An 18,303-nucleotide genomic window follows, 5' to 3' on the forward strand; every position below is an offset into this window, starting at 1 on the left:
TGTTTTCAGCCTACGGTTCTAATCGCTACGAATAGCTCCGTGAACTTTCAATAGGTTTCGTGGCTGGGAGTAGGGAGTTTTTTAGCTGGATTCCCAATATAAACACCCCATTCGTCGGTGTCTTTATAGACCGCAGTTGCCATACCGACAAGTGTGCCCGTTGCGATATGCAGAAAATCGCGAATGGTGCTGTTTACGCCAAAGAAACAATAGGGTTCAATGACACAGTGGCCCGACATAACCACGTGCGATGTAAAAAAGACATGGTCTTTAATCTGCCCGTGATGACCAATGTGATTGCCGCTCCACAACACGACGTTATTACCGATTGTGGTGAATGGCTGAATGGTATTGTCTTCCAGAATAAAGCAGTTTTCGCCAATCTGGTTGCCAAACAGTGTCGCTTTAGAGCTAATATAGGAGATGAATTCGTAGCCTTTGGCTTTGGCCTCGAGGTAAATCCGTTCGCGATTGCGATTCATACCCCGGCCCGTCATTGGCGCAAAAAACTTGTAATCCTGAGGAGGAAATAACGTTTCTACGTCTTCAAAAGCGACTACCGGCAATCCGTGGAATTCCGGATCAGTCAGATACTCCCGGCTGACGGTGAAAGCCGCAACGTCGTGTTCGGAATCGTGGGTCAGGTAGAAGTGAGCCAACTCGGCGGTATCCATCACCCCGAAAATGATAATCTTTGCCATTTTTTATCGAGTGAAAGCGCGAAAGAGTAAAAGGAATGAGGACGAACACGAGAGTTCGTTCGCTCTTTCGCTCTTTCACACTTTGTTAAACTAACTCATACGCTCCTAACATAGTCCGAACGGCGGCTATGTCGTTGAACATAAGGGCATCCAAAATAGATAGCCACGGAATAAATTCAGTGCGACTAAACTGGGGGTATTCGACCCGGTTTGTCTTAATAAAATTCAGTTCAATACCTGCCTGCGTAAACGTAGGTTTATCGTATAATTCGGTTCCACCGATCGGATTAATGTAACGCGATGCGTTTTCCTGTTGGCAAATATCCAGAATCCGTTCCTGAGCTTTCAGGTGGGTATTCGAATAGATCGTAGATGACTTTACCAACCGGGTTGTCAGACCGAGATACTGATTTAATTCAACAAGGCTGAAATGAATCAGATCAGCAATTGAATCGGTCGTAAAATTGATGATTTTTTCGGTTAGCGGCATTACCGTTCCATAATACGGCGCTTTCCGGTAACCCTGTTCAATGGTTTTTAGTAGTTTACTGCGCCATTTAGGATCATCGGCCAGATGCACTTCGTTGATGCGTTTGTTCTGACTAGCGTCTTTTAACGGAATTGTAAACAGGTACTCCTGACCGTTAATGAGCAGTTTATTTCTATTGATCCACCCCCGGTTAATAAAAGCGACATCGTCATACAGCACAAACGTGTCAACGGCGTTCATCAACTGCATATAGCCAATATAGGGCAGGAAATAGGGCTGCATGATGGCTAAGGTCATTGGCTGTTACGGTTTATGATCGCGATCTGTTCGTATCGCGAATCAGTGTAATTTACGTAGATAATAATCCTCTGCCGGGACGATCACCTCCCGGCGCATGGTCGTGTCGGTGCCTAAACGGATATCACCGGGTTTAGGTGGCATCACACTTTTGTCAAAAAACAGATAGTCTGCGTTTTTGGGAATAGGTTTCAGACCCTGCTCAAATGGATTGATGGCAATTAACCGACGCGATAAGTCGGGTCCATATAGTGGATACTCATAATCATCATTGATCGTACCAAGCGCAACGGTAGCCGAATCGGGAACAAGCTCGTCGAAACGCTTATAGGCTACATAAATATCCGGGCGTCCGAGCGTTAGCTGCCGCATTCGGTCGGTTGCGAAAGCAGACGAAAACGATTTCCCATCCAACGAAGTCCAGGCAAACGGCAAAGCCCGTGTATTGAAAAATACGCTAAGCAACGCCGAAATACAACCTAATATGGTGATCAAACCGACGTAGCTTTTCCAGATTGGTCGACCAGGTATGTCTACGGTTGTGCGCGGGTGTAAGAATACCAACGCCAGAAAGGTTACGCCAAAGAGGCCAGTCTCAATAAAATAACGCCCTTTAAATGGATCATAGGGCGCAGAGTAGGACAGCGCGGCAAAGTGAAGTAATAAGGCTATCCCCAGAAAAATGTGGGATGTTGATCGAATAAAGCCAATCAGCACCAAAAACAGTAAGGGAAAGATCAATCCGAAGCCGAACACGCCCCAGTAGGGATTGGCATTATAGAAAACAAACCGACGATCGAAGGCAAACGGCTGAATGGAAAAATCGGTCTCTTCATCCAGACGCATGTGTAATTTATCCTCCAGTACAACAAGCGGTTGCCGCATCACATGATTCACGTCAGCGCCGACTTTGAGGTTGCGGATACCGTCTAAATTGACATGATCATAGCCGTAGCGAATCACATTCCGGCTCCCCTGCTCGATCAGATTTCCGAATGACCCTGCCCGCTCCACGGATTGGTGCTTCAAAGCCGTTGGTGGACCAATTGGGTGGCCAAATACGGCAATGTTTTTCAAATACCCCGTTGGCAATGTCCATAAACAAACCGAAACGGCAATAGCTGCTGCCAATCGCCAGGTCCGCCCGAAGGTTATTGCCAGTGATGGCGACAAAAAGACGGTGTAGACCATGATCGTAAACACCGATGGAAGTAGTAAGACAAAGGTAATTTTATGGCCGAATGCAATTCCAAACGCCATTCCGGCCAGCCACAAATAGCGGTTATCCTGCGTTTGCCGATACGTGAAAAGCATATAGAGCAGAACGCTTAGGTAAGCGGTGAGCACAATATCCGTTTCGGTTGTGATGGCCTGCATCAGAAAATCGGGCAGCAGAGCGTAGGCTAGCGCGCAGAAAAAACTCGCTGATAATGCCGTGTTTTCGGGCCGGTTTGCACCAATGCGTTTCACGATCCCGAATACGGAGACAATGGCGGTCCAGTAGCTTACATGATGGATAAACTTGAATCCATTCTCAAAGCGGCCCGTCATCAGGAACGAATAAATCTGGAGTGTACAAACACTCTTGGGATACGTATCTATGTTCCAGTTCGTACCACCAAAATGCCTCATTGTTCCCCGTTGCACATACTGCATGACCCGGTTCAGGTGACCGGTCATACTATCCCATTCGTTAGGAACCGTGAAAAGTACGATCAGCAGGTTCGTAACGGCAATGATGGATAGCGTCCCCAAAAGCAGCGAAAACAGAAATTTCGAGTAGGGATTTAGCCCACGAAACCACTGCCCAAACGTTTTCTGGCGTTGGCGAATCAGCCGCGAAACGGAAAATGGTCGCTGATTGGGGCGATCGAGCTGCTCTGGCGCGCCAATTGTGGCTACTCGCTTTAAAATCAGACTGATAACTGTTGCTGTAACAAAAACCGACACGGCCCAAATAGGGGTATTGGCCGTTTGGTATAATGCCGACAGGATAAATCCGGTTAAGATTACACTACCAGCGCCCAGCAAAAAAGTTGTCAGTAACCACTCTGTCAACGATTTACGGCAGATACCAGCCGCAAGTCGCCCGAGGTAAAAAATGAAAAGAAGAAATGGAATGAGATAGAAGACAGTCATAATAAATAATGAAAGATTGACAAAAGCGGCCAGTCAGTTCATTATACGGGTTCACTTATGACGGCAACGGCTTCGTTTACAATGGCTGCTATCCGGTCAACGTCTTCTTCTGGTAGATCAGGGTAGAGCGGCAGACACAGTACCCGCAATGAAACATCCTCAGAAACCGGACAGGGTTCATGCCCTATAGAAAATGGCAGGGTATTGAGTGAGGGGTAAAAATATCGCCGGGGAACAATGTCCTGCGCTTTAAGGGCATCTGAAACACGGAGCAAAGTCGCTTCTGAGTCGAACACAACCGGATAATAGGCATAGTTGTAATCAACGCCCGGTGTAAGCGTTGGTCGGGAAATGCGTTCGAAGTTTAGCCGGGCATCGTACCAGCTAAAAACCTGCTTCCGGGCCGCGATCAAGTGCGGAACTTTAGGCAAAACACACAGGCCCATTGCTGCGTGAAACTCCGAATTCTTTGCGTTGATACCAATGCTGTAATAATCGTCGTTGCGGTGACCAAACGAACGATAGAAATGCAGTTTTTCGGCCAGGGCATCATCGTCGGTAACAATACAACCACCTTCGACCGTATGGAAAACCTTCGTAGCATGGAAACTACAGGTGCTGACATCGCCATAACTAAGGATCGAACGGCCATTGTACGACGATCCAAAGGTGTGCGCAGCATCATAAATAACCTTGAGGTTATATTTTTCGGCTATCGCCTGAATCTGTTCGATCCGGCAGGCATTGCCATAAACATGGGTAGCCATGATGGCCTGCGTATTCTCGGTAATAAGCGATTCGATTTTGGCTGGATCAATACAGTAATCGTCAGGTCGAATGTCCGCAAAAACAGGCGTACACCCTTCCCACAGTAGCGCATTGGTCGTTGCTACGTACGAAAATGGTGTTGTGATGACTTCTTTCGTGATGTCCAGCGCTTTAAGCGCCATTTGAAGGACAACCGTACCGTTGGTGCAAAATTTCAGGTGTTTTACTCCCAGAAATTCTTTCATTTTCCCCTCCAGCTCACGTAATAAGGGGCCATCGTTGGTTAAATGTACGCGCTCCCAGATACCTTTCAGGTAGTTTGTATACTCCTCAAGGTCTGGCAGATATGATTTGGTGACGTTAATCATCGGTCAAGTTTATCGTTTTCAATGATCCTACGTAACAAATTTCCAGTCAAAGCCATAAAATGATCAGAAAACGAAAAATAACTACGTCGGATTGCAGAAAACTCATTTTATAGATGCTGGTTCCAACATACCCATCTCGAAAGGAAACTGTGGTCGAACGTAGCCCGGCCATTTCCCGTACCAGGCAATACCCTCGCGATAGTCTTCCACCTCGAAGGTAATACCTTCTTCCATAACAAATAAGGGGGTAACCGTATCTTTCACAACCATTACCGAGATCGTGTAAGAACCGTCATTAAGAAAATACCCTGGAATGGTGCACTCACCGGCAATTAATCCTTTTTCGTAAGGCTTCGATTGTGTGCCAACGTTGAAAATACATTCTCCGGTCAGGGAGTTAAGGTGCATCGACAGGTTCAGATTGGCACGATCCATCATATTCCAGAACTCGAACCGGAATTTCATTGGCGTCCGTACATCAATATGAGTCAATTCATCCTGATAATCCGGAACCAGTTCAATTCGCTTGATCCGGACATAATCGTTACCCGGAGCTTCTTCTGGGGAATCCCACTGCCGAAGGAGCCGGGTTTTGGATACTTTACTCAAATAAGTGGCAATTACCTGATTTGTTTCACCCTGTTCAAGCAGTTGCCCTTTCTCAAAATAAAGTGTTTTGTTGCAAAGTGCCTGAACAGCAGTCAGGTTATGGCTCACAAACAGGATTGTTCGGCCACTCGCTGAGTTATCGCGCATTTTGCCCAGACTCTTTTTCTGAAATTCAGCATCACCGACAGCCAGTACCTCATCCACGATCATAATTTCCGGATCGAGGTGAGCCGAAATCGCAAATCCCAGGCGAACATACATGCCTGATGAGTACCGCTTAACGGGCGTATCCAGAAATTTTTCGACACCGGCAAAGGCAACAATTTCATCAAATTGCTTCCGAATCTCATTTCGACTCATGCCCAGTAGCGAACCATTGAGGTAAATGTTTTCGCGGCCGGTCAGCTCCGGGTGAAACCCGGTACCAACTTCAAGCAGAGAAGCAACTCGTCCTTTTATACGTACAGAACCTGTAGTAGGCTCAATAATTTTACTCAGGATTTTCAGAAGGGTGGATTTGCCCGCGCCGTTATGCCCAACAATACCAACGCGATCTCCCTGTTCAATAGAGAAACTTACGTCACGTAACGCCCAAAATTCTTCTCGTGTGGTAGTTTCCTGTGCTTTCTTGCCACCGAAGAACTGCCGGAAGTTTTCAGTTAATACGTCACGCAGGGTATTAACGCCCTTGCCCTTCTGGTGGTCAATAATGTATTGTTTACTTATATTTTCTACAGTAATGACGGACATAGCTTGTGGTTATTAGTCATGAATGACGGTCATTGTCGCTTAGTTTTAGATGAAACTAACCAGCAATGACCGTCAATTAATGGCTATTATATATCATCAACAAATGTGTTCTCGCGTTTACGGAAAAAGTAAAGAGACAAACTTAAGCAAATGCCTACAATAATAACGGAGGCTATTAAACTGTCTGGGTTAAAATACGCTTTTTCGCCGAGTAACGCCCAACGAAAGCCATCAATAATACCCACTAAGGGGTTAAGAATATAAAGCGGATACCAACTCTCTTTAGAAACTAATCGGCTGCTATACGCAATTGGGCAAGCATAGAAACCGACCTGCACAATAAACGGAATCAACTGACCTATATCCCGGAACCGGACGTTGATCACCGCAAAAAATAATCCGAAGGCAAAAGCCGCCAGAGCCGCCAATACGACAAATACGGGGACAAGAACCAGATGCCAGTCGGGGATAAACCGATACCAGATAGCCAATAAGATGAATAATCCCAATGATACTAAAAAATCCAGAAAACTCACGGCCACCGAGCTAATTGGCATGATCAGCCGCGGAAAATATACCTTCGTTACTAGATTCGAATTCAGGGTAACACTGTTGCTGATCTGCGTAAAGGCAGTGGAAAAAAACGTCCAGACCGTAATGCCGCCTAATACCATCAATGGGTAAGGCACACCGGGGTCGGCTGGTAGTTTGGCAATCTTGCTGAAAACAAATACCATGATAAGCATGGTGGTCAGCGGTCGGATTAAACCCCAGGCTGTGCCAAGAGCCGTTTGCTTATACCGAACCGACACATCACGCATCGACAAAATGTACAGCAATTCGCGATTTCGCCACAAATCGCTCCAATAATGTCGCTCTGCGCGACCAGGTTCTATAAGTACTTCGTGTGTTTTCATGGTAGTGGTTAGTCGGTAGTGAATAGTAGCCGAAACTACAGATCACTAGCCTTCCCGCATCACGGAACGATAAGCCTCCCGTAAAAATATAACGATAAACGCCAGAATCAACCCTAAGGCAATGCCAGCCTGCATACCAACCGGTGTAATAGTCTCCTTATAAAGTGGCAATTCTACCGGCTCAATAACGGTGAACAGGGGCGCTTCCCGAATAAGCGATAAACGCATATTATCGGCGCTCTGAACGGCCTGATAGTAAATGGTACTCAGGAATGTAGAATTGCGGGTCAGCTTCGTTTGCATGATCTGTCCCTGCGCTACCACCATTTGCTGGTTCTGATCCATATACTGAGCCAGTTTGTTTTCTGTACCATTCAGGATACTGGCAATAGAATCGGCCCGAAAACGGAGCAATTGGTACATTTCGCTCGTTTTTTTCGTTTGCTTCTGGCGATAATCCTGCTCGATCGTTGTCAGGTGGTTATCCAGAAACTTAGCCGCCAGCATTTCATCCTGCATGGCACAACGCAATTCCATGAACGACGACTTCCGCTCAGGTTGCGTCACACTCATTTCGCCTTTAATGCGGGTATAGATCTGCGACATGGCAACGCGCTCAAGCTTGCTATACTCTTCGGGCTTCTTGCTTTTGCCAAAGTAAAATGACCGTAGTGTATCGCTGTCTTCCCACTCTTCGTCCCGAATGCCGCTATGCCGGATATAATAATCGATCAGCAAGGTGTCCCGGTCGTTGATTTTAACGGTTTTCATCAGCGTCTTTTCCACGACCGGCCTTGATTTGGCATAGATCAGAAAGTTATCGCCTACGAAAATGCTGGCATCGGGTGCGCCCTGACTTAAACCAAAAGCACCAGCCAGCGCACTCAGGTCCCCGAAGGTATTGCTGCTGCTACCTCCTCCGAGATTGAAGGTCATTGTCGCGTTAAAAACTGGTTGCTTCTTGTGGGTCATATCATAAATAAACCCAATTATCCCGCCAATCGCTGTCAGGATTAACAGTAGCTTCCAGTTGCGCCGGGCAACTTCCTTAAGCTTAAAAATACGGACCACAAGAGACTTCGGCGAAATCTGGTCGGGGGGTATTGTCCGCGTAACCATTCCGTTAGGATCTGTTGGTGTCAGGTTTGTTGAACTCATATCCTGGTATGATTTAATTGCCAACTCGGCTTAAGGCGATAACTAATCCGATCACTGACAGGAGTGATGAGATCGTACCAGCTGTTGAACTCAATATTTGTTGCGGGGTCAGAGGAGTACCCGTCTTTTTCGGGATAATTACTTCGGAACCAGGCTCGACACGTGGATAAATATTGAAGAACATGAACTTTCGTGTGCGGTCTACAGAGCCATTTGCGTAGACGATAAACGACTTCCGACGCTGCGATTTAGACGTGAACCCACCTGACTGAGATATGTAGTCCTGAAAGTTTTGACCAGAACGATACTTTACCGTTGTTGGCAGTAGCACTTCGCCCTGAATACGTACCGTTTCCAATATTTTGGGAATGCGAAGGATGTCGCCTTCCTGAACCAGAATATCCTCTGACGAACCTGGCTTGGCCAGAATTTTCTTCAAATTGATACCGATGGACTCCGGCTTGTCGGCAGACAATGTTTCGGTTTCTACAACTGCTTTGCCCGATGTTGCTGCTTCGGCCAGATCATCAACTGATTTTTGACGCCGGGCCAGTTCATCAGCACTGAGTTGTACGCGCCGGATCAGCGTTGCTCCTTCAACATAAGCCTGAGGAGTTAATCCACCAGACAGGCTAACCAAATCAGAGATCTTCTGGTCTTTACTCCGAATCGGGTAAGCACCCGGCACAATAACTTCACCTTCTACATTCGCGTAGGTCTGTACAAGGTAATTAGGCGACTTACGAACGAGAATCTGGTCGAAGGGTTGCAGAATAAACCGGTTCTCATCGGCATTGATCGATAAATCCCGGTTAACATTAAATCGGAAGGTTTCGGCTACCTGCGCAGAAGTCGAACGAGGGTCAACATCTTTCTTCCGACGCACAACCTCAACCAGTGAAGCCGCTGCTGATTCTTTCAGGCCACCTGCCCGTAACAGCGCATCTTCCAGGGTCATGTTAGCCATGTAAGGAATACCTTCCATGGGCAGATTCACTTCACCCTGTACGGATACACCGGCTTGCTCGGTTAAATCAAAGCGCGACGTAATGATGATCTGATCTTCGCGCTGCAGTTGAATGTCGGGGGCGGTTCCGGCCATAATGTCGGCCAGATTAACCGTAATGTTTTCTATCGCCAGATCTTCACGCGTTCTGACAATATTCACACGTCCCTGGAAGGCATCCCCTTTAAGCCCTTCTGCTGAGCGGATAAGATCTTTAAGTGTCTTGTTCTGATCAAGCGAAAATTGCCCTGGCCGGTAAACGGCCCCTTCGATGGTTACCTGGTTTTCGAAACGATCCAGCAATTGTTCTACCGTTACTTCATCGCCATCCTGCATGGCAAATGTCTTGAACTCGGCTGCTGTTACATCAATCACTTTCAGTTCACGGTCGGTCAGGCGCTTCACTTTTACCCGGCCTTTGTATGCATTGGCGGCAAAATCACCCGCGTAGAATAAAAGCCGGTCGAACGTTTCGCCGGGCAACATCTCGAAGATGTTATTGCGCTTCACGGTTCCAATAATTTCGACCCGTACGAGATACGTAGTGAACCGAATGTTGTCGTTATCCTGCAGGCGGAAATCATTCTGCTGAGTCCCATTCAGAAGGTAGTCGTATAAATCGAGGTTGGCGACAACTTTATTATTCCGAATCAGCTGCACTTTCCGGAACGAGCCGAGTTCATTAGGACCACCAGCCTGATAGATTGCATTCATCACCGTCGATAAGGATGAGAGCGTATACGTACCTGGCCGAACGGCATCCCCCGTTACTGTTACCCGAATGCTTCGTATGCTACCTAATGACACCTCCAGAAACGTATTGGCGGGGCCATAAGTTGAGTTACGTAAGCCAACAAATTTTGACGACAATCGACTGATCATCCGTGCTCTGGCCTGCTCAACGGTTAGACCAGACACATAGACAGGGCCAATACCCGTTTGATTCGCAAAATAAACAGCCCCTTCTGGCGATACCTTTTGGGTAAAATCAAATTCAGAAAAGCCATAAAGCCGGATATTGAGCTGATCCCCTGGGCCCACAATATAATTTCGGGGGGTGGCTATACTTATATTCGGCTGGAAAGCCTCTTTCATGGCCGGATCGTTGAAGAGCGTATAGCCAAATAACTTCTGGCGCTTTTCCTCTTTTTCACGACGCCGTGCCCGTTCGTATCCATCTTCAATTACCTCCGCGCTGGTTGTTGGTCCAGTATCACTGGTATCGCCAGGAACGGTTGCATTCGTTCGTTCCGTCTGATTCGTCGGCTGCGAGGTTGTGCGACCAGTGGTAGCGTTTCTGCCGGGGATCTGCCCACCCTGTTGTTTGATCTGTTGCTGTATATTGGCGGGCAAATTATTAATATTGACGCCCTGAGGAAGAGCAGTCCCCTGCCCTGATGTAGCACCCTGTGTGGCGGCTGGAGAACTGCTGGAACGGCCGGAACTGGGGGAGGTCGTTGTTCCGGTTCCACTTCCGGTTCCGGCGGCCGGAGCAACCTGAGCCTGTACCGAAAGACTCACCAGGCCTAAACTCATCACGGCCAGACCGGCGCTCAGTTGGCGCGGGAATTGCGCCGTAAAGTCATAAAAATATTTTAACACGAAGTTGTGATTATTTCGGATTTTTTGCATATTTTTAAGATGTCGAAGGCTGCTGACTAATCAGTTAAAAGGGCCTGTATGTAACGACATAATTGCCTGTGTAGTACGTTTCTTATGTTCAGTCGGCAAAGTAAATGAACTTTTGCCGGATTATGAACGATTTCTTACTATCCGGAGTCTTTTATTCCCATGCCTACTATAGGTATGATTTTTCTAATGTATTAATTTGAACCCTGGTTTGCAAAACCATTCGTTCGTTCTTAAATTACCTACCAACCGTCCATGACAGAACAGGCAAATCAGCCCGTACAGTACAACGAAGACAGTATCCGTTCACTCGATTGGCGCGAACACATTCGCCTTCGGCCGGGCATGTATATTGGCAAACTTGGCGATGGCGCTGCCGCCGATGACGGCATCTACGTCCTGATTAAAGAAACGATTGACAACTGCATCGACGAACACGTGATGGGTTTCGGCAAAAACATCGACGTGCGCGTTACCGATCACCGGGTTGAAGTTCGCGACTACGGCCGTGGCATTCCACTTGGTAAAGTTGTTGAAGTTGTCTCCAAAATCAATACCGGTGGAAAATACGACTCCGGTGCATTCCAGAAATCGGTCGGCCTCAACGGAGTCGGTACGAAAGCGGTCAATGCGTTGTCGGGTTACTTTCGGGTACAGGCTTTTCGTGAGGGACGAACCGTTTGGGCAGAATTTGAACGGGGTATCCTTAAAAATCAGGGCGAAGAACCAACCAGCGAGCGAAACGGAACCCTTATTTGTTTTGAACCAGACGATACTGTATTTAAGCATTTTCATTATATCCCGCAGTTTCTGGAGAACATGATCTGGAACTACTGCTATCTGAATGCAGGTCTGACGATTACATTCAATAAGCAAAAATACGTTTCACAAAATGGTTTGCTAGATCTTCTTCGTGACAAGACAAAAAAAGACGAAGACTCTCTGCGTTACCCGATCATTCACCTGAAGGGTAATGATCTGGAAATTGCCATGACGCATGGTAACCAGTATGGCGAAGAATATTATTCATTCGTTAATGGTCAGTATACTACCCAGGGTGGAACGCACCTTCAGGCCTTGCGCGAAGCAATCGTTGAAACCATTCGTAAACACTTTGACAAGAACTATGACGTAGCCGATGTCAGAGCGTCAATAATTGCCGCCGTAAGTATTCGCGTTCAGGAGCCAGTGTTCGAATCACAGACCAAAACAAAGCTTGGTTCGATCAATATGTCGCCCGAGTCGAATGCCCAATCGGTCAACTCATTTGTTAAAGATTTCGTCAAAGAACGGCTTGACGATTTCCTGCACATGAACCCCTCTGTCCGTGATGCGCTCAAGAAACGTATCGAACAATCGGAGCGGGAACGGAAGGAACTCGCCGGTATAAAAAAATTGGCCAATGATCGTGCCAAAAAAGCAAGTCTTCACAATAAAAAACTTCGCGACTGCCGCAATCATCTGCCCGATTTGAAAGCCGAAGACCGCTATCAGTCAACGCTTTTCATTACCGAAGGTGATTCGGCCAGTGGTTCGATCACCAAATCGCGTAACGTTCAGTCGCAGGCTGTATTCAGCTTACGGGGGAAACCGCTCAACTGTTTTGGCCTGACCAAGAAAGTCGTGTATGAAAACGAAGAATTTAACCTGCTTCAGCACGCGCTCGACATTGAAGACGGGCTGGAGGGGCTTCGCTACAACCGAATTGTGATTGCCACCGATGCCGATGTTGATGGTATGCATATTCGGCTCCTGATGTTGACGTTCTTCCTGCAATTTTTTCCGGATCTGGTTCGTAATGGCCACCTGTATATTCTTGAGACGCCATTATTTCGCGTACGTAACCCTAAAAACCATAAGGAAACGACCTATTGTTATTCGGATGAAGAAAAACAGAATGCAATCAACAAGCTGTTGAAAGGGGGCAAAAAAACCGAAATCACCCGATTTAAAGGCCTTGGAGAAATTTCGCCGGAAGAATTCGGACTGTTTATCGGCGAAAACATGCGCCTGGAACCAGTGATCATGGAGAAAGAAACATCGGTCCCAAAATTGCTCAGTTACTATATGGGTAAGAACACGCCCGATCGTCAACGATTTATTATCGATAACCTGCGCATCGAGAAAGATATAGAAGATGCTGCTTTAGTTTAGTCAAGAGTTTGCAGGAGGCAGTAGGCAGTGTACTTTTGCAGTATACTGCTTACTGCTTTTTTATTGTGCTGGCAGATGACGGCACGCGACTGACTAAAAATGACTCTCGAATCCCTCCGTAATGACATCGACGCGCTTGATGATCAGCTCCTTACTCTCCTCAACCAGCGAATGGAGCTTGTGCGTCGGGTAGGCGAACTCAAACGTTCGACAAACGCCGTTATTTATCGCCCTGAGCGCGAGAAGCAAATAATAGACCGTTTGCAAACGAAAAACAACGGCCTGATGAATCGCCCGGCTATTGAGGCTATCTTTCTGGAAATCTTTGCGGTATCGCGCAATCTTGAACTACCGGAGCGGGTTGCTTATTTAGGGCCGGAAGGAAGTTTTACACACCAGGCCGCCGAAAGCCGTTTCGGGGCGATGAGCGCCTATATGGCATTGCCAACCATCCGATCGGTATTCGAGAGCGTAGAAACAGGACGGGTCAGGTTTGGTGTCATACCGATCGAAAATAATCAGGAGGGTATTGTCGAAGAAGCGATCGATCTGCTACTCGAAAAAGACCTGACCATTGCGGCTGAGGTTCAGATTCCTGTCCACTTTACCTTTGCGACGCAGACTGAAAACCTGGCCGAGATCACGCAGATCTATTCCAAAGATATTGCGTTTCGGCAGTGCAGCAAGTTTCTTAATGATTCCTTTGAGGGCTTGAAGGCGGAACTGGTTCCAGTCGAATCGACATCAAGAGCCGCTAAACTGGCTGCCCAAAACCCACATACGGCGGCTGTCTGTTCGCATATTGCCGCCAAACTGTTCGACGTTCCTGTCTTATTCGACAATATCGAAGACAGTGATCTAAACCGCACCCGGTTCCTGATTCTGGCCAAAAATTTTAAAAACCAGCCAAGTGGCAGCGATAAAACAACGATCATTGCCAAGCTGCCTAATACTGAATCTCCAGGGGTCTTGGCCGAATTTCTGCAGGAGTTCAATGCCCGGAACATTAACCTGACCAAAATCGAAAGCCGCCCCCTGCGCGAAGGAGCGACATTTCGCTATTGGTTCCTGATCGAATGTGAAGGCCATTCTGACGACCAGGATTTGCAGGAAATTCTAAATCACCATGCAGCCGAAGTAAAACTGCTGGGAAGTTACGTACGGGTGGCCTAACCAGGAACTCCCGTTTGTTGTTGTATTAAAAACTGTGCCCGTATGGAAGCCAATACATCCTCTGAACACCCTGAAAAGCTCGACCGGATTATCGATGCGCGGATGAAACTGAAGCGTCGGTTCGAAGAGAAAATGGCGCAGACGCCATCTATGACCGATGAGCAGCCACGTGGATCGGGTTTGCCAAACCGACACGGCATGCCCACGGTACCCATCGGGCAGACAGTCACAACAAAATGGCCCGTACTCGACCTTGGTTATCAGCCCAGTATTCCGCTCGATAAATGGCAACTCAACATTGATGGAGAAGTAGAGAACCCGATGCGGCTGAAATGGGAAGATCTGATGGCATTACCGCAGATTGAAGATACGAGCGATTTTCACTGCGTAACCACCTGGTCGCGGCTGGACGTTCCGTGGGTTGGGGTTCGGTTTATGGACCTGGCTGCTCTGGTCGATCCGAAAAGCACCGCAACGCATGTAATGTGCTACGGATACGATGGTTATTCGACCAATCTGTCGCTCGAAGAAGCGCTCAAGCCCGATGTATTGCTGGTTCATACGGCCGATGGTCAGCCACTGGCCCGCGAACATGGTGGACCCTTACGCATGATTACGCCCCAGCTTTACGCCTGGAAAGGCTCTAAATGGATCAAACGCATTGAGTTTTTGACCAAGAATCAGCTCGGTTTCTGGGAAGAGCGTGGTTATTCCAACACGGCCTATCCCTGGCGTAATGATCGCTATTCATAACTGAGAAGAGACGCAGGGTAGCGCGTCTCTTCTCAACATATTATGATTCAATAAACCCATAGCATAGCATGTGGCAGATGGTCATCTGGGCGTCTTCAACACGCCCATAGTGTTCGTCCTGAACAATAATGACTTCATCGGCAATGGCAGCGAGCCGACCGCCATTGCCACCAACCAGGGCAATGGTGGTTAAGCCATTCTCCTTCGCCCAGTGAATGGCTTTTACCACATTTGGCGAGTTTCCACTTACGCTCAGCGTTAGTACCAGATCGCCGGGTTGCGCATAGTTGTGCAATTGCTGGACATACACATCCTCATAGGCATAATCGTTGCCAAGGGCTGTAATCCACGAAATACTTTCATTCAGGGATAAGCAACGAAACCGTTTTCCCATCCGATCGGATGCGCTTTTGCCAAGATCAGTGATAAAATGCGAAACATTCGACGCGCTACCTCCATTTCCGAACGCAAAGAGTTGACGATCTTCTTCCCAGCATTTTTTGATCAGGTTGATAATATGTTCTACCTGATCAATAGGGATAGCATCATAGGCGGCTTTCTGCCGTTCGAGATACGTTTCAAAATAAGCTTTATTCATTCGTATGGGAGCAATTAGCTCATAATCTTGCCTAGAGCGTTATCGTAGCTGTCTTTTGCTTCGGCCAGGGTCAGCACGGCCATATCGTCGACGACAAATCCGCCGGCAGTAACTTTTCCCAAAAAGGCAAAGGGCAGAATCGTATCATCCAGATACCCTTCAACGTGTTGTTGCTGGTCAGGCGAGATCGAAATAACGACCCGGCTCTGGCTTTCGCCAAACAGGAAGGCATCCGTACGGTAACGATCATCAGTTTCGATCTGGAATCCTTTGTCGCCCGCCATTGCCGATTCGGCCAGGGTTACAAACAGGCCACCGTCCGATATGTCGTGGGCGGATTTGATCCAGCCATTTCGAATCATTGTTTTGATCGATTCCTGGATGCGCCATTCCGTCTCAAAGTCGAAGTTTGGTGCCGGAGAGGCTTTAATACCCTTGTATGAATACAGATATTCCGATGAGGCAATGTCATCGGTTGAAGGACCAACCAGATAAATCAGATCACCTTCATTTTTAAAATCGAGTGTCATTCGGTGGCTGGGGTGTTCCATCAGACCCAGCATACCAATCGTTGGCGTCGGGAACACCGGACCATCGTCGGAGCTTTGGTTGTAAAAACTGACGTTACCTCCCGTAACGGGTGTACTGAACCGGCGGCAGGCTTCGCCCATACCCTGAACGGCCTCAACAAACTGCCAGTACACTTCCGGCACATATGGATTGCCGAAATTCAGGTTATTGGTAACGGCAATAGGCTCTCCACCCGAACAAACGATGTTCCGGGCGGCTTCTGCCACGGCGATCATCGCCCCCTGACGCGGGTTGGCATTGACGTAACGGCTATTGCAATCGACCGTAATGACAATTGATTTATCCGATCCTTTTACACGCACGACGGCAGCATCAGAAGGTGCATTGGTACTGCGGTTGGCCGTTCCGACGGTAGAATCATACTGCTGATAGACCCACTTGCGGGAACAGATATTGGGGTGAGTCAACAAATGCTGAGCCACTTTTTTCAGCTCATCCTTATCCAGATCATCTACATCCGAAGGGTCAAATTTGGCAAACTCTTTAATATAGGCTGGTTCGGTGTATTCACGATGGTATTGAGGAGCGCCACCACCCAGCACAAGATCATAGGCCGGAACATCGGCAACCAGTTCGCCATACCGGTAGAAATGCAGCCGCTGCGTATCCGTAACCTCACCGATCTGAGCACAATTCAAATCCCACTTATCAAAAATGCCCTGAATTACGTCTTCTTTGCCTTTCTCGATCACAACGAGCATGCGCTCCTGCGATTCCGAAAGCAGAATTTCGAATGGAGCCATGTTAGGCTGACGCGTTGGCACTTTGTCGAGGTCGATAATCATACCATGCTCACCCTTCGCACTCATTTCAGACGTCGAACAGATGATACCGGCTGCGCCCATATCCTGAATACCGATCACATAGCCTGTTGCAATGATTTCGAGCGTGGCTTCGAGCAACAGCTTCTCCATGAAAGGGTCACCGACCTGTACGGCGGGTAACTTATCGGTCGATGCTGCCGATATATCTTCCGACGCAAACGTTGCCCCGTGAATACCATCTTTACCCGTTGCCGAACCAACGATAAACACAGGGTTACCGACACCATAGGAGGTCGCTTTAGCCACTTTTCCGACCTCAACAATACCTGCTGAGAACGCATTGACGAGCGGATTTGTATTGTAGCACTCATCGAAATACAGCTCCCCACCAACGGTTGGAATACCGAATGCATTACCATAATCGCCGATACCTTTCACGACACCCCGCAGCAACCGCTTGGTTTTAGCCAGATCGAGACTGCCGAAACGGAGCGAGTTAAGCTGAGCAATCGGGCGGGCACCCATCGTAAAGATATCGCGGTTGATACCACCCACGCCCGTAGCAGCACCCTGATAGGGTTCCAGTGCGGATGGGTGATTATGGGATTCGATTTTGAACGAGCAGGCCAGGCCGTCGCCAATGTCAACTAATCCGGCATTTTCATCTCCAGCTTTCGCCAGCATCCGGTCTGAGTCGCGCGGCAGTGTTTTGAGCCAGACGATCGAGTTTTTGTAGGAGCAGTGTTCCGACCACATCACCGAGAAGATACTCAGTTCAGTAAAATTTGGCCGCCGGCCCAGAATTTGGGCAATACGGTCAAATTCGTCGGGCAGGAGGCCCAGTTTACGGGCGGTTTCAAGCGAGGGTAGCGATTCGGTAGCGTCCACGGGAAGATTAATTGTTGACTGGTTGCGTAGTTGAGTACGAGCTGTTTAGCCGTCAAAGGGTCAACCAGCGAACCATTCATGTAATGAAATGACTCCTCAAAATTACGGCTTTTGCCGGAAAATGGCCCGGTATGGGTTGACAAATCTCAAAAGGGTTGTATATTTGCACCCAGAAAGAGAGATGGCAGAGTGGTCGATTGCGTCGGTCTTGAAAACCGAAGACTGTCACAGGTCCGGGGGTTCGAATCCCTCTCTCTCTGCAAAAGAAAAATTAAAGCACTCACAATCAGCGATTTGAGTGCTTTTTTTTATTTTCAAATATCGCTTTTTTTGAATTCAAAATCTGTAATCGCTGACCGCATTTTTATAATTTGCTGTTATTCAGCTAGTTATTATGTATCCTGACACGTTTAATGTATTCTTACTGATGTTACGCCACCTTTTGGATGGCTGGTTTAATTTTGAGTATGCAGACAACCCTCGACCTCTATACTGACTACTTACTTAGTAGTTTTGGCCAGACTACCGCGACTGGCTTGTCACGGCTGAC

13 protein-coding genes and 1 tRNA gene are annotated in these 18,303 nt (G+C 47.7%); 4 read left to right on the forward strand and 10 right to left on the reverse strand.

Translation table 11 applies throughout. The features are described from left to right. Window positions 1-47: 47 nt before the first annotated feature. From GJR95_RS34735 to GJR95_RS34770, 8 genes are all read right to left on the reverse strand, one after another. Entirely contained in the window at window positions 48-701 is a 654-nt protein-coding gene (locus GJR95_RS34735) for an acetyltransferase (protein WP_162390223.1), read from the reverse strand. Window positions 702-786: 85 nt separating this feature from the next. Beyond that, window positions 787-1,488 carry a WbqC family protein gene (locus GJR95_RS34740; protein WP_162390224.1) on the reverse strand — a complete coding sequence of 234 codons (702 nt, stop codon included), beginning with the start codon at window positions 1,486-1,488 and terminating at the stop codon, window positions 787-789. Window positions 1,489-1,530: 42 nt separating this feature from the next. Continuing rightward, window positions 1,531-3,627 (reverse strand): ArnT family glycosyltransferase, encoded by a 2,097-nt coding sequence (locus tag GJR95_RS34745; protein ID WP_162390225.1) that lies wholly within the window; start codon window positions 3,625-3,627, stop codon window positions 1,531-1,533. Between the two features lie 41 nt (window positions 3,628-3,668). After that, window positions 3,669-4,763, reverse strand: a complete 1,095-nt coding sequence (locus GJR95_RS34750) for a DegT/DnrJ/EryC1/StrS family aminotransferase (protein ID WP_162390226.1) — start codon at window positions 4,761-4,763, stop codon at window positions 3,669-3,671. Window positions 4,764-4,865: 102 nt separating this feature from the next. Beyond that, window positions 4,866-6,122: an ABC transporter ATP-binding protein gene (locus tag GJR95_RS34755; RefSeq protein ID WP_162390227.1), complete on the reverse strand. Its 1,257-nt coding sequence runs from the start codon at window positions 6,120-6,122 to the stop codon at window positions 4,866-4,868. Between the two features lie 86 nt (window positions 6,123-6,208). Continuing rightward, window positions 6,209-7,039 (reverse strand): ABC transporter permease, encoded by an 831-nt coding sequence (locus GJR95_RS34760; protein WP_162390228.1) that lies wholly within the window; start codon window positions 7,037-7,039, stop codon window positions 6,209-6,211. A gap of 45 nt (window positions 7,040-7,084) precedes the next feature. Next, a complete protein-coding gene (locus GJR95_RS34765; RefSeq protein WP_162390229.1) occupies window positions 7,085-8,197 on the reverse strand; it encodes a GumC domain-containing protein in 1,113 nt (370 codons plus the stop codon). A 13-nt stretch (window positions 8,198-8,210) separates the two neighbouring features. Further along, complete coding sequence (locus GJR95_RS34770) at window positions 8,211-10,835, reverse strand: SLBB domain-containing protein (RefSeq protein WP_162390230.1); 2,625 nt, start codon at window positions 10,833-10,835, stop codon at window positions 8,211-8,213. Between the two features lie 252 nt (window positions 10,836-11,087). Here GJR95_RS34770 and GJR95_RS34775 point away from each other — a divergent pair, with 252 nt between their 5' ends. The 3 genes from GJR95_RS34775 (at window position 11,088) to GJR95_RS34785 (ending at window position 14,912) form a co-directional block, all read left to right on the forward strand. Then, window positions 11,088-12,986 carry a DNA topoisomerase IV subunit B gene (locus GJR95_RS34775; protein WP_162390231.1) on the forward strand — a complete coding sequence of 633 codons (1,899 nt, stop codon included), beginning with the start codon at window positions 11,088-11,090 and terminating at the stop codon, window positions 12,984-12,986. A 99-nt stretch (window positions 12,987-13,085) separates the two neighbouring features. After that, on the forward strand, window positions 13,086-14,159 hold the full coding sequence (pheA, locus tag GJR95_RS34780) for a prephenate dehydratase (RefSeq protein ID WP_162390232.1): 1,074 nt from the start codon (window positions 13,086-13,088) through the stop codon (window positions 14,157-14,159). A gap of 42 nt (window positions 14,160-14,201) precedes the next feature. Then, complete coding sequence (locus GJR95_RS34785) at window positions 14,202-14,912, forward strand: sulfite oxidase-like oxidoreductase (protein WP_162390233.1); 711 nt, start codon at window positions 14,202-14,204, stop codon at window positions 14,910-14,912. Window positions 14,913-14,952: 40 nt separating this feature from the next. On the opposite strand, the gene GJR95_RS34790 is transcribed toward GJR95_RS34785, so the two are convergent. Further along, the gene (locus GJR95_RS34790) at window positions 14,953-15,510 is read right to left on the reverse strand and encodes a D-sedoheptulose-7-phosphate isomerase (protein WP_162390234.1); all 558 of its coding nucleotides are present in this window, start codon (window positions 15,508-15,510) and stop codon (window positions 14,953-14,955) included. Between the two features lie 14 nt (window positions 15,511-15,524). After that, window positions 15,525-17,753: a phosphoribosylformylglycinamidine synthase subunit PurL gene (purL, locus tag GJR95_RS34795; protein WP_162390235.1), complete on the reverse strand. Its 2,229-nt coding sequence runs from the start codon at window positions 17,751-17,753 to the stop codon at window positions 15,525-15,527. A 175-nt stretch (window positions 17,754-17,928) separates the two neighbouring features. Between purL and GJR95_RS34800 the strand changes: the two genes are divergently transcribed. Further along, a tRNA-Ser gene (locus GJR95_RS34800) sits at window positions 17,929-18,013 on the forward strand. Window positions 18,014-18,303 lie beyond the last annotated feature (290 nt).

The organism is Spirosoma endbachense (assembly GCF_010233585.1).
Taxonomy (GTDB): Bacteria; Bacteroidota; Bacteroidia; order Cytophagales; family Spirosomataceae; genus Spirosoma; species Spirosoma endbachense.

Bases quoted from the DNA above. Each gene is read 5' to 3' on its own strand.
- pheA (WP_162390232.1), top strand. From the start codon at position 13,086: ATGACTCTCGAATCCCTCCGTAATGACATCGACGCGCTTGATGATCAG.
- GJR95_RS34785 (WP_162390233.1), top strand. From the start codon at position 14,202: ATGGAAGCCAATACATCCTCTGAACACCCTGAAAAGCTCGACCGGATT.
- GJR95_RS34750 (WP_162390226.1), bottom strand. From the start codon at position 4,763: ATGATTAACGTCACCAAATCATATCTGCCAGACCTTGAGGAGTATACA.
- GJR95_RS34740 (WP_162390224.1), bottom strand. From the start codon at position 1,488: ATGACCTTAGCCATCATGCAGCCCTATTTCCTGCCCTATATTGGCTAT.
- GJR95_RS34735 (WP_162390223.1), bottom strand. From the start codon at position 701: ATGGCAAAGATTATCATTTTCGGGGTGATGGATACCGCCGAGTTGGCT.
- GJR95_RS34775 (WP_162390231.1), top strand. From the start codon at position 11,088: ATGACAGAACAGGCAAATCAGCCCGTACAGTACAACGAAGACAGTATC.
- GJR95_RS34755 (WP_162390227.1), bottom strand. From the start codon at position 6,122: ATGTCCGTCATTACTGTAGAAAATATAAGTAAACAATACATTATTGAC.
- GJR95_RS34765 (WP_162390229.1), bottom strand. From the start codon at position 8,197: ATGAGTTCAACAAACCTGACACCAACAGATCCTAACGGAATGGTTACG.
- GJR95_RS34745 (WP_162390225.1), bottom strand. From the start codon at position 3,627: ATGACTGTCTTCTATCTCATTCCATTTCTTCTTTTCATTTTTTACCTC.
- GJR95_RS34760 (WP_162390228.1), bottom strand. From the start codon at position 7,039: ATGAAAACACACGAAGTACTTATAGAACCTGGTCGCGCAGAGCGACAT.
- GJR95_RS34770 (WP_162390230.1), bottom strand. From the start codon at position 10,835: ATGCAAAAAATCCGAAATAATCACAACTTCGTGTTAAAATATTTTTAT.
- GJR95_RS34790 (WP_162390234.1), bottom strand. From the start codon at position 15,510: ATGAATAAAGCTTATTTTGAAACGTATCTCGAACGGCAGAAAGCCGCC.